The following is a 12,868-nucleotide window of genomic DNA, read 5'->3' as shown; positions in this document are numbered from 1 at the left end:
GAATCAGTAACAATCCTTAATAAAATAAGATATATTTAGTTTTCCTGAATGACTCTTTGAATGTGCAGAGTCAAATACAGCATCTCATCTTCAGAAAGTTGCCAGCTCTTTTCAGCCGCCAGATACTGGCTGACCTTTAGGGCTGCTTGATAAGATTTTTTATATTTTTCCTTGACTACATCTAAAATTCCGCTGGCCTGCAGGACATCATTTTCCTCGTGATTAATCTTTCGCAAAATGAAATAACGCAGGTGGGTGATAAAGCGGGAGTAGCTCAACGAATCTTCCTTTAATTCTAGATGCAAATGATAGCTGATAATATCTAAAATCCGCTGAATAATCGCCGTCATATTGGCGGCTTCATCGGCTTTGGAAAAGTTGCTGCTGGCGTTTAAAAAATGATACGTCAGATAGACTTCTTCGGCCGGCGGTAATTGAACGCCGGTCTCGGTCTTGACTAAGGCAATCGTTTCTTTGGCCAACTGGTATTCCTTAGGATAAAATTTCTTGATTTCAATCCGGGTGAAATCCTCAGCGTCGGCCACCGTAGCCCCTCGAACAATAGCATATTGCAGATGATCTGCTAAAGCGAAAAAATTGGTGGTGGGGAAGGTTGTCCCCATTTCCTGATCCGCTAAACCGGTAATTTTAGTCGTGACCGCTAAAATTTTAGGGTCAATTTCGTTTACAGCCTGAGCGATTGCTGTATAGCTGGCTCCAGGTTCTTGATCGGCGATAAATTTTTTCTCAATCAAACTTTCATCCACCGCATCGCCGGCTTTTTTATTAAAGCCGATGCCATTGCCCAAGATAATATACTCTTTATGATTGTCATCTTCCACGAGGGCGACATTATTATTGATCTTTTTTAGATATCTCATAAAGTTCTCCCCAAAAAAAATGCCTAAATAAACTATGCGCTTTGATAGTCCATTTAGGTTATGCCTGATCGAATCAGTAACAATCCAGAATTATTTTTAAAACAATAAAAATAATATAAACCCTTTTGAAACCGATGTCAATAGTTTTGCTGAAATTATTTGGTCAGGCCTTTTTTAGTAGCTGCAATGGTGAAGCGCCATTGCCCACAAGTTTTTTAATTAGCTAAGCCGCTAAGATAAAACGGCCTAAGCAGAAATGGCTGAGTTTATAGAAAGCCAGTTACTTATCATATTTTCGGAAGTCCAGCGACTTGTTCACAAAATTTCTTTTATACAAAAGAAAAAAAGAGTATGGAAAGAAGGCAATATTCCTAATAAGATAAGAGTAAGAAAACGATTTCTAAATCGAGGAGGAACAAGATGACAACGACAAATGTATTTCCGGAGAATTTTTTATGGGGGGGAGCCGTAGCAGCTAACCAAGTGGAGGGGGCTTGGCTTGAAGATGGTAAGCTGCCAAACGTCACGGATACCTTGATTGGTATTATGAATACCAAGCCCAGCATTGCTTGGAATGAAGAACAAGGAATTTGGGAATTAAATTTAGAAAATGACCGGGCCTTTTTATCCCACGAGGCTGTTGATTTTTATCACCGCTTTGAAACTGATATCAAATTAATGAGCGAGATGGGCTTAAAGGCTTTTCGCACGAGTATTTCTTGGGGACGCATTTTCCCTCGGGGCGACGAAGAAACTCCAAACGAAGCGGGCTTGGCTTTTTATGACCGTTTGATTGACACCTTATTAAAATATCAGATGGAGCCTGTGATTACCCTTAGTCACTATGAAACACCTTTTGCTTTACTGGCTGAATACGGCGGTTGGCAAAACCGCCAATTAATCGAGTTCTTTGATCGCTATGCCAGCATTATTTTTGATCGTTACAAAGGAAAAGTGAAATATTGGATGACCTTTAACGAAATTAATAATGCCTTTAGAATGCCTTACGCAGCTGCTGGTGTAATTAAGTTTCCGGCAACTGATCCTAATGAGCCAATTACAACCTTAACTAAAAAAGAAATCTATCAAGCTGTCCACCATCTGTTTGTTGCCAATGCTTTAGCAACGAAGCGTATGCAAGCAACTGACCCAGATGCGTTGATGGGCGTGATGTGCAGTTTTTCTTCACTGGCAACCTATCCGATTGACTGCAATCCTGCCAATGTCTTCGGTGCCTTAGAATTTAAACGCAATTCCTATTTATTCTCAGATGTTATGTGTCGCGGCCATTATCCTGGTTACGTTAAACGGATTTGGCGTGAGGAAGATTGCGCACCAGAAATTGCTGATGGCGATTTAGCGTTGTTAGCGGATTATACCTCGGATTATATTGCTTTTAGTTATTACCGGAGTACGGTTTTCAGTGTTGACGCAGAAATGCGGGTGGATACTGGCGGCGCCAAGGGCTTTGACAATCCCTTTTTAACGGAAAAAGCGCCTGAACCATGGAATTGGCCAATTGATCCTTTAGGTTTGCGTTATGTGATGAACGAGTTAACTGACCGCTATGAGCTGCCATTATTTATTGTTGAAAATGGCTTGGGCATTGATGAAGGCCCGGATGAAAATGGTCAAATTTTAGACACGGAAAGAGCCCGCTATCTAAAAATGCATATTGAAGAAATGGCAGAGGCGATTCAAGACGGCTGTGATGTGATTGGTTATTTGTGGTGGGGCCCGATTGATATCGTTTCGGCAGGCACTGGTGAAATGAAAAAACGCTATGGCTTTATCTATGTCGACCGTCACAATGATGGCTCTGGTAGCTTTGACCGCTTGAAAAAGGCCAGCTTTGATTATTACAAACAAATCATTGATACCAACGGACTGGATTTAACCATTAATTTTTAGAGAACTGTCAAAAAGATGATATATAGGACCTGAACTATCCTTAAATTTTCCTGCTGAGGAGCTGATTACTTCATATCAATCAGCTCAATAAAGAAAATTTTTCTGTGATAATTCAGGTCTTTTTGCGGCAGCCTATTTATTTCCCAGCGGAATTTGACTAAAATGACAACGAGAGGAGTGGTCTCGATGGATTTAACCCGTCGCCAATTGGAGCTGTTAGTGTATTTAGCCAACACCAATCTATGGCTGACTAGTGAAAAACTAGCTGAACAGATTCACACAACTAAAAAGACAGTTCAAGCAGAGATTAAAGATATGTTGGATAGCCATTCTGAAGAAATCCAAATTGAAAGTAATAAACGCAAAGGCTATCATCTGGTGTATTTAGCACCAGAATTGCAGACGCAAATTGTTATGGAAGTCAAAAAGCACAAGATGTATTCCAGTATGAATTTCCGGGCTTCAACGATGATTATTTATTTAATTTTTCAAGAGGAGTATGTCAGTATGCAGCAGCTGGCAGATACTTTTTTCCTTTCTAAGACAGCTGTTTCTAATGAAGTCAAAACGATTCAGCGCTGGGTCAACCGCAATCCTAATCTGGAACTGGAGGTCTCCAACCAAAAAGGCTTGAAGATTCATGTCACAGAAGATATGCGGCGCATTTTTGCTTCGATGGTGGGAACGCAATCGGTGTTATTAGAAAGCCGACTGCCCGCAGATTTTATTGAAGAAGTCTTGGCGCTGATTCCTCCCATTCAAAATTTTTTACAGGAAATTTTGATTGAAGCCAATTACATTATTTCCGGTGAAGATTTTTTGCGGTATGCCCGCTATCTTGCGTTGACCATTGCCAGAGGCCGACGCCAATATTCTTTGGAAGTGTTCCCAGTCAATACATTGTTGGTTCCGGTTGTCGAAAAAATCGTGACAGCGATTGCCACTGAATGCGGCTATCAAGTAACTGGGGATGAACACCGTGCTTTAGGCAATCGGCTATTAGAACTCAATTACCTCTTTTTAGATAATCAAGAAAATTTAGTGATTGCCCAAAAACTATTGAAATTTGAGGGGGCAATCATTGATTTTTTAGCATTGCCCACGGAAAAATTATTTGTCCGCAGCGATGCCTTGGTGATGCATATCCAACAGATGGAATTACGAATGACAGCCGGCCATAATGTTTTAAATCATTTCGCCCAAAAGACATTGGCGAATTATCCTTTAGAAGCCTATTTAGTCCGACGGTTTTTCCCGATATATTTTGATTTGCGACCGAATTTAGCTGAGCTTTCCTATTTAGTTTTGTATTTAGCAGAAAGTTTGGAAAGTTATCGCAGCGGGGAAACGCTGCTGGTGGTCAGCAATCAATCCTTTAGTATTTTAAATGCGTTAAAACGGAATTTAGAGGACGCTTTGCAGCGGAAAGTTCGCCAAGTTCAGATTGAACCGGTATATCTCTTTGAAGCCCGCTTAAAAGAGCAACAGCAATTTAGTATAGCCCTGACTACAGAACAAGAAATCGTCTTTAATTATCCCGGCTTCAATTTTATTCCCAGTGTTCTGACGGAAAATGAATTGAACGAGCTGAGCAATGAGTTGTATCAGCAAATAACTGAAAAAGAAGAATCCTTTAAACAGGATTTTCTAGCAAAATATTATCATCAGGAAAGCCAGATTGTCGTTAAGAAAAAAGTCGCAGATTTACAGCAGCTAGTGCCGGCGACAAAGGATTTAATCACCCTGCCAATTACGACAAAAGTTTTGTTTGCCTGTGAAATCAAAGATAGCGGTACGACTCAGATTCGCCAATACCAACTACAGGAGGCAATCGTCTATCAGCAGCGGAAGATTCAGACGATTATCCATGTTTCCTATGTCAAAAATTCCTTGATACTGCCGGAATTTTCCGCTATCAGTGAATTGCTAAGCGACCTCTAGCGTTCAAGCAATTTCCTTTTTAGTGGCGATTTATCTTGAATGGCGGAAAGTGCGGTTCCTCCTTATACTAGAAATATAGAAAACGGATACAAGTTATCGAGGAGGAAACAAAAATGGGATATGAAGCATTAGCAAATGATATCTTGAAAAATGTCGGCGGAGAGGAAAATGTTAGCAATCTTTACCACTGTGCAACGAGATTGCGCTTTACCTTAAAGGATCAAAAGCAAGCCAAAAAACAAGCGATTGAAAATCTTGACGGTGTGATTACAGTTGTTGAAGCCGGCGGGATGTTTCAAGTTGTTATTGGCAATACGGTTAATGATGTTTATGAAGCAATTACTAAGATATCAAATTTGGGAGTAGCCAGTACCGAAGAAGAGGCGCCTAAAGAAAAGAAAAATTTGTTGAACTCATTTATTGATATGATTGCCGCTGTCTTTGCGCCAACCTTAGGCGTGCTTGCCGGAAGTGGATTAATCAAAGGGGTTTTGGCTTTACTGACAAGTGTTGGTTGGCTAGCAACAGATAGCGGTACCTACGTTGTATTGAATGCAGCAGCAGACGCCTTCTTCTACTTCTTGCCAATTTTCTTAGCCTATACAGCAGCCAAAAAATTCAAAACCGATATTTTTATTGCGATGGTTTTAGCGGCCGCTTTGGTTTATCCAACAATTACCGCCGCCTATACAGATGGTGCGGCTATCAGCTTTTTAGGTCTACCGGTTTCTCTGGCTAGATATTCCAGCACCGTAATTCCGGCTATTTTAGCCGTGTATGTCTTGTCGCATTTAGAACGCTTCACCCGTAAGAGATTACACGAAAGCGTGCGGAATTTATTAACGCCATTTATTTGTTTGATTATCATGGTGCCACTGACTTTAATGGTCGTGGGTCCAATCGCCAATTACGCCAGCGAGTTAATCGCAAACGGTTACTTAGCCGTTTATAATTTTAGTCCGATTTTATCTGGAGCTGTTATCGGTGGCTTTTGGCAAGTCTTAGTCATTTTTGGTTTACACTGGGGGATGGTGCCAGTTATGACTAACAATATTGCTTTTTACGGTCGAGACACATTGGGACCTGGCTGTATGACAGCCGTCGCAGCACAAGCCGGAGCTGTCCTAGGCGTTTTCTTAAAAGCCAAAGATAAAAAAGTAAAAAGTTTAGCCCTGTCTTCTTTTATCAGTGCTCTCTTTGGAATTACCGAACCGGCTGTTTACGGAATTACTTTGAAATACAAAAAACCTTTTTACATCGCTTGTATTGTCGGTGCAATCTTCGGTGGTGTGGCAGGAGCAGCCGGTGCTGGCGCTTTAGCAGTTGCTACCCGCAGTATTTTGTCCTTCCCAATTTATATTGGTCAAGGCTTTGTCTGGCTAGTTGCCAGTTATTTCTTAGCAATGCTAGCAGCCTGCGTCTTAACCTTCCTCTTTGGTTATAAAGACGAAGCAGCTGTTGAAGAAGAAAAAATGATTTTAGCTAGTGAACAAGCACTAGTTTTAGAAAAACCAGCTCAAGGTCAAACAATTGCTCTATCAGAAGTGAACGATCCAACCTTTTCAAGCGGCGCAATGGGGGAAGGCTTTGCTGTTATCCCATCGAGAGGCGAAGTCTATAGCCCAGCTGCTGGAAGGATTACCTCAATTTTTCCAAGTAAGCACGCCATCGGCATCACGACTCCCCAAGGGGCTGAAATTTTACTGCATATCGGGATTGATACGGTGAATTTAGCTGGTAAATATTTTGAGACAGCGGTCACAGAAAATATGCAGGTGCGGGCTGGAGAATTATTGGTCACCTTTGATTTGGAAAAAATCAAAGAAAACGGCTATGACCCAACAATTATGGTGATGGTTACCAATAGCGGGGACTTTGAAACCATCGAATTTGTCGATGAAAATCAAAGTGTTGTAATCGGTGCTGATTTTGGCGAACTTTTAGTATAAGGAGCAAAAGACATGACAAAATTTCCAAAAGATTTTTTATGGGGCGGCGCCACAGCCGCCCATCAAGTTGAGGGTGGCTTTGACGAAGGTGGTAAAGGTTTATCTGTTTCTGATGTGTACACCTTTGACAGCACACTACCTAAAGAGCACTGGACAGATCAATGGCATCTGATGACGCATCAACAAGTTGCAGAAGCACAAGATCCCCACAGTAAAAAATATTATCCGAAACGCCACGGCAATGATTTTTATCATCATTTTAAAGAAGACATTGCCCTCTTTGCGGAGATGGGCTTCAAATGTTACCGCACGTCAATTGCTTGGACTCGGATTTTTCCCCATGGGGATGAAACAGCACCTAATGAGGCGGGCTTAAAATTTTATGATGAGATGTTTGATGAATTATTAAAACACGGTATTGAACCGGTAGTCTCATTGTCCCATTATGAAATGCCTCTATATTTAGTTACTGAGTATGGCGGTTGGCCTAATCGCAAAGTAATTGATTTTTATCTAAATTTTGCGACAGCCGTTTTTGAACGCTATAAAAATAAAGTGAAATACTGGCTGACCTTCAACGAAATCAATTGCGTGAAGCATCATCCCTATGTCAGCGTTGGGGTGATTGAAGAAAATCACCCGAATTTAGAACAGGCCAAATATCAGGGAGCTCATCATCAATTCGTGGCGAGTGCCTTAGCAACTAAAGCCTGCCATGAGATTATTCCTGATTCAAAAGTCGGCTGTATGATTAGTTATCAATTGTTGGTGCCTTATTCCTGCGACCCAGATGATGTGCAAAAAACGGTTGAAAGTCAGCGCACCTCCCTCTTTTTCTCCGATGTACAGGCTAGAGGTTATTATCCGGCTTATACTAAACGAATGTTTGAAGAAAAAGGGGTCGAACTGGCTGTCGAAGTTGGCGATGAAGAAATTTTACGCCAGTATCCAGTTGATTTTATTTCCTTTAGCTATTACATGTCTTCGGCCGTGTCCGCCCATCCGGAAAAATTAGAACACGCAGAAGGGAACTTGATTACCGGCGGAATTAAAAATCCCTATCTGCCTAGCAGTGAATGGGGCTGGCAGGTTGATCCTAAGGGATTGCGGATTGCCTTGAATCAATTATATGATCGCTATCAAAAGCCTTTATTCATTGCTGAAAATGGCTTAGGGGCGATTGATGAAATCCAAGCGGATGGCAGTATTCAAGATGATTACCGCATTGATTATCTCAGACAGCACATTGAGCAGATGCAAGAGGCGCTTCATGATGGCGTCGATTTATTCGGCTATACTTCGTGGGGCTGTATTGATATTGTCAGCGCCTCAACTTCTCAGATGTCAAAACGCTATGGCTATATCTATGTCGATCAAGATGATGAAGGCAACGGCACTAGAAAAAGAAGCAAGAAAAAATCTTTTGATTGGTACAAAGAAGTGATTGCCTCGAATGGTGAGAATTTATAGAACTCTCACGGGAACCAAAATATGTTAAAAAATTGACCTCACCTCAACTAGTTACTTTAGTTGAAGCGAGGTCATTTAAATTATTTAGAAATAAATAGCCGAAGTTATCCATTTGCATCTAACCATGATGAAAAGAATCATCCTTGCCAATTTCTTTAGTGTTGTGCCGCACTAATAGATAATTGACAAAAACTAAAAGAGAAGTTGAAATAAAGACACCTCGATAGCCGAAAACAGAGGAGACACTGGAGCCTAGCATCGGACCAATCACATTGCCGCTAGCCTGAAAAGATTGATTGTAACTGAAAATCCGGCCAGCAGCTTCATGGGGTGAATATTTGGTAATCAAAGACTGAACTGCTGGCAATAGACAGGCGTCGGAAATACCTACGAGAAATCGTAGGAAGCCTAATTGCCAAACATTTTGCACGATGGCCATCGGCAGGTAAACCAGCATGGCAAAGATTAAACCAATCCCTAAAATTTTCTCACTGCCGATGCGATCCCCTAAGCGGCCAAAGCGGGGGGCGGCAATCAAGGTGGCAATCCCGGGAATCGAAGCGATGATCCCGCTGACCAAAGTCACATTGCCGCCACCACCCAACAGCTGTCGAATATATAAGCTGATAATCGGACTGATGGAATTATTGGAGGCCTGGATAATCATCGTGGTAATAAACATTCCGATAATCAGATGGGGATATTTTAATTCTTTAAAAATTTGTTTTGCCGGCAGCATATTGTCTTTTTTGACAGGAGTAAATTTTTCATGAACAAAGATCAAACTTAAAATAAAGACTAAAAATAAAATTGTGCCCGTGATGAAAAAGGTATAGCGGTAGCCGACAATCGAAGCGATGACGCCTCCAATTAAAGGACCCAATAAAGTTCCAGAAACTTGACCTGTAGTTAAAGTACCTAAAACTTGACCACTTTTTTCCCGCGGAGTTCCGGTGGCAATCAAAGCTGTCGCATTGCTGATATAGCCGGAAAAAATCCCCTGCAATAAACGCAGCGCAATCAACTGATAGACATTGGTCACTAAGCCCATCAAGCCAATGACGATAGCCATGCCTAAAGAGGTCCGCAAAAGCATTAGCTTACGGCCTTTTTGGTCAGCTAAACGCCCCCAAAATGGCGAAACAATCGCTGTCACTAAGAAGGTTGCAGAGAAGGTAATTCCGCTCCAAAAATTCAACTGAGCTGCAGAATAATCCCCTAAAGTATCGATATATAAAGCCATAAAGGGCATGACTAAGCTGAAGGCAATTCCCGCCATAAAAGTCCCGAACCATAAAACAATTAAGTTTTTTAACCAAGGCGGGCGTTTACGAAAGATTTTTCTTTTGACTGATTTTAACAAAAAAGTGGCCTTCTTTCTGAGAAATAAATTGTGTAAAGTTGTTGTGAAATGTCCCAATAGCTGAGTAGATGGAGCTGGTCAGTGACTTAAACTAGCAAATGGTTTAGAAGCCACGCAATCAGCCAAAACTGACAAAATACTATTCAATTAAGGATAATCCCAAATAATCTGGCGGAAAAGGATAACGGTTCGCTTGAGTCGAGCTAAGCGGTTGGACACGCTAAAGACAGCGGAAGTTGCTGCTCTCCGCTGTCTGACACTAGCTATAGATATTCTTTAAAGAAGGTCAGCTCATCGTCATTGCACAGCTTAGCAATGGCGCTTTTTTGATCAATATGAAAGACGTGACCTAATTCCGAGCCATCTGGATTTTCATAAATTTTAGTTTCCGTCGTCACTCCTTGAGCGTTAAGAACAGCCGCTAATGGTTGGACCAAATCTTTTAGGAAATCATGGGAGGCTGACATAATATAAGCCGGTGGGAAATGTTTAGTGATAAAGGGTTCTATCGGAAATTGCTGTAAAATTGCCGCTGTCGGTTCATCTCCATAATAAAATGGGAACTGAGCTGTTAAAGGTTCTTGTCCCCCTAAGAAATAAACGCCGCAGTTTAAGGCAACAGCTTTAGGCTTAACTTCTGCTGCTGCAAAATTAAATAGCTTGGCGTACTCTGGATTGGTGACAAAGGTCGTATATTGTTCAACTAATTGTGCACCAGCACTGTCCCCTAAGATAAATAATTGCTGCATGTCCAAATGGTAATCTAAACCATTTACCAACAGCCAATTCATTAAGTTGTTAATATCTTCAATCGGAGCGGGATATTGACTAGCCGGAGCCAACCGATAATTAAAATTAACCACAGTAAAGCCCTGTGTCGCTAAATACATCGCATAAAAACGATACAATTCTTTGTCGCCATAAACAAAGCCGCCACCATGAATGGAGACAATTGTCGGTAGCAGATTTGTCGTTCCTTTTGGATAATAAATATCAAAGTTATTCTCAACACCATAAGGGCCATAGGATAAATCTTTAACTTTGACTAAGGAATCTGGCTCTACTAAGCCAGCGTCACGCTTAGCATCGGCTTCTTTCATTAAAGGAATTAATTCTAACGGGTTAATTTTTTCTTCACTCATAACAGCGCCTCCAATTAATTTGATACTTCTATTGTATAACAAAGCCCTTTAAATGACTGACGATTTATTAAAAAAAACTTTGAAAATCACGAAGAAAAACCCGGATGAGGTATTTTTCTCGGCCAAAATTCAGAAAAAAACTAATTTTGACAGGGAAAATTCTTCCGGGTTTTACTAAATCCGATTTTAGTTGTGGCTGTAAGCCGCTGGTCGAGTGGCAGAGCGATACTCCTCAGCAAACTCTTTAACAAAATCAGCCAGTTTAACTTGGCCTTCGGTGATTTCATCTGGATGGGCTTTTAAGTCAGCATAAATTTTTTCTGGTTGGCGTTGATAGTCATTCATTTGAATCAAGGCTTCACTAAACTCTTCTGATAAGCCATTTTTCAATAGACCTTCTTTGACCTGCTGATCGGAAATAACCAAGTAATGCAGGCGGGGCAGATGTAATTCTGTTTTCAAAGCTTCGGCAAATTCTGCACCAGAGAAGTTGTCACTGACAACATAATGCACAGTTTTTCCTGCAGGCAGCTCTAAAAGCAGGTGAGAAATTTCAGCTGCAATATCTTGAGGAGCCACCCAGTTTTGTTTTACATCTGCTGGAATGTTAGAAAACAATGCCTGACGTTCAATGATACTTGGCAAATGGCGGTAAAGATTTTGATAAAATCCAACAGGTCGCACAAAAGCAATCGAAACATCGGTTAACTGCCGTAATTCAGATTCAATTAAGCTGTAGGCATAAAGAGCCCCAGCTTCACTACCGGCATCAGCGCCAACACTGCTAAGGTTGACAACTTTTTTAACACCGCTATCGGCAAGTGCATCACGGAAAATTTTTCCTTGCAGCTTTGCCTGCTCAAGGAAGTTGTCGCCATGAGGACCCCCGGCAATCATCAAATAGACTATGTCTGCTCCGACAAACGCTCCGCCTAAAAATTTTTCATCTAATAAATCACCGACTAAACCGTGAGCTCCCAGCGCAGCAATTGCTGGTAGGCGGTCTTCGTTGGAGGTAATGACGGTAACATCATGCTTTTCGGCAATTAATTGGGGAATGACTAAACTATTAATAGTTCCTAAAGAACCTAACATGGTAATTTTCATACGTCTTCGCTTCTTTCTATTTTTCGCTTTTTCAATTTTTCCCTTTTAAAAATACTTTTTGAAAACAAGCAAATTATAGGGGGAATTTTGCAGAATGTAAAATAAATTGACTGGATTCTTAATGAAGATTAATAAATAACTGCTCTTTCTAACAAAAACGATTGCCCGCTGAGCGTTTCAACGGCTTTTTAGTCAAATTCCGGTATAATGGAATTTAGAAAAACTTTAGGAGGCAACTTATGGAAATCCAATATCCCCAAGCATTAACCATTGCGGGGTCAGATAGTGATGGCAGTGCAGGCATGCAGGCAGACTTACATACCTTTTTCGCACGGGAGGTCTATGGCGCATCAGTCTTAACCGCCTGTGTTGCGGGCAATTCATATGGGATTGCCGCCAGTATCAATCTGCCATCAGATTTTATCGACAAAGAATTTGAATTGCTAGCAGATGATTATCAAATTCGGGCCAGCAAGACTGGCATGCTTGCAAATAGTGAACTGATTGAAACCGTTGTAAAAAATTATCAACAGTATGACTTTGGGCCCTTAGTTGTCGATCCTGTGATTGTCACTAAACATGGCAATCTTTTATTAGAAGAATCTGCGCTAATCGCTTTAAAAGAAAAATTAATTCCGCTTGCAACAGTTATCACGCCTAATTTTTATGAAGCCGAAAAACTAACAGGCCGCAGCTTAGCAGCTGCTGAAGATTTTGTTTTAGCCGCCAAAGAAATTCAAAAATTAGGTGCTAAAAATGTCATCATTAAAGGTCGCCACGATGATCCGCAGCAAGAAGAAGTTTTAGACTACGTTTTATTAGAGTCTGGCCGTGATTTTTGGCTGTCGGCGGAATACCATGCTACCAATCGGATTAACGGCACAGGGGATTCTTTGTCCGCCTGTATTGCCGCTGAATTGGCTAAAGGGACTGAAATTGAACCAGCTATCCGCATTGCCAAAGATTTCGTTAACGCCGCTATCAGCCAAGAAATTTTTGTTGGGCATAAATACGGCCCAATCAATCATTGGCTTGCCGCTAAAAAAGTTCAATAAACTAAAAGACCTTCAACTATTTTTATGGAAAAGTAGTTGGAGGTTTTTT

Annotated in this window: 9 protein-coding genes; 5 read left to right on the top strand and 4 right to left on the bottom strand. The window is 41.1% G+C overall.

Annotated elements, in window-relative coordinates:
• Nucleotides 1–35: 35 nt before the first annotated feature.
• A complete protein-coding gene (locus ACYSNU_RS09890) occupies nt 36–881 on the bottom strand; it encodes a PRD domain-containing protein (protein WP_461737057.1) in 846 nt (281 codons plus the stop codon).
• Between the two features lie 420 nt (nt 882–1,301).
• Between ACYSNU_RS09890 and ACYSNU_RS09885 the strand changes: the two genes are divergently transcribed.
• The 4 genes from ACYSNU_RS09885 to ACYSNU_RS09870 all read left to right on the top strand — a co-directional run bounded on the left by ACYSNU_RS09885 (nt 1,302) and on the right by ACYSNU_RS09870 (nt 8,152).
• Nucleotides 1,302–2,792, top strand: a complete 1,491-nt coding sequence (locus ACYSNU_RS09885; RefSeq protein ID WP_461737056.1) for a glycoside hydrolase family 1 protein — start codon at nt 1,302–1,304, stop codon at nt 2,790–2,792.
• A gap of 186 nt (nt 2,793–2,978) precedes the next feature.
• Nucleotides 2,979–4,733, top strand: coding sequence for a helix-turn-helix domain-containing protein (locus tag ACYSNU_RS09880; RefSeq protein WP_461737055.1), 1,755 nt, complete (start codon nt 2,979–2,981; stop codon nt 4,731–4,733).
• 113 nt (nt 4,734–4,846) lie between these two features.
• Nucleotides 4,847–6,682, top strand: a complete 1,836-nt coding sequence (locus ACYSNU_RS09875) for a beta-glucoside-specific PTS transporter subunit IIABC (protein WP_461737054.1) — start codon at nt 4,847–4,849, stop codon at nt 6,680–6,682.
• 12 nt (nt 6,683–6,694) lie between these two features.
• Nucleotides 6,695–8,152: a glycoside hydrolase family 1 protein gene (locus ACYSNU_RS09870; RefSeq protein WP_461737053.1), complete on the top strand. Its 1,458-nt coding sequence runs from the start codon at nt 6,695–6,697 to the stop codon at nt 8,150–8,152.
• A 118-nt stretch (nt 8,153–8,270) separates the two neighbouring features.
• Here the strand turns inward: ACYSNU_RS09870 and ACYSNU_RS09865 are convergent, their stop codons facing one another.
• The 3 genes from ACYSNU_RS09865 to ACYSNU_RS09855 form a co-directional block, all read right to left on the bottom strand.
• Nucleotides 8,271–9,515 (bottom strand): multidrug efflux MFS transporter, encoded by a 1,245-nt coding sequence (locus tag ACYSNU_RS09865; RefSeq protein ID WP_461737052.1) that lies wholly within the window; start codon nt 9,513–9,515, stop codon nt 8,271–8,273.
• Between the two features lie 263 nt (nt 9,516–9,778).
• Nucleotides 9,779–10,657: an alpha/beta hydrolase gene (locus ACYSNU_RS09860; protein WP_461737051.1), complete on the bottom strand. Its 879-nt coding sequence runs from the start codon at nt 10,655–10,657 to the stop codon at nt 9,779–9,781.
• 186 nt (nt 10,658–10,843) lie between these two features.
• Nucleotides 10,844–11,764: an SDR family oxidoreductase gene (locus tag ACYSNU_RS09855; RefSeq protein WP_461737050.1), complete on the bottom strand. Its 921-nt coding sequence runs from the start codon at nt 11,762–11,764 to the stop codon at nt 10,844–10,846.
• A gap of 239 nt (nt 11,765–12,003) precedes the next feature.
• Between ACYSNU_RS09855 and thiD the strand changes: the two genes are divergently transcribed.
• A complete protein-coding gene (thiD, locus tag ACYSNU_RS09850) occupies nt 12,004–12,819 on the top strand; it encodes a bifunctional hydroxymethylpyrimidine kinase/phosphomethylpyrimidine kinase (protein WP_461737049.1) in 816 nt (271 codons plus the stop codon).
• Nucleotides 12,820–12,868: the final 49 nt, after the last annotated feature.

It is taken from the genome of Enterococcus sp. LJL120 (assembly GCF_054871765.1).
The sequence above is the reverse complement of the archived record's forward strand: the minus strand, read 5'-3'. Positions and strand labels throughout refer to the sequence as shown.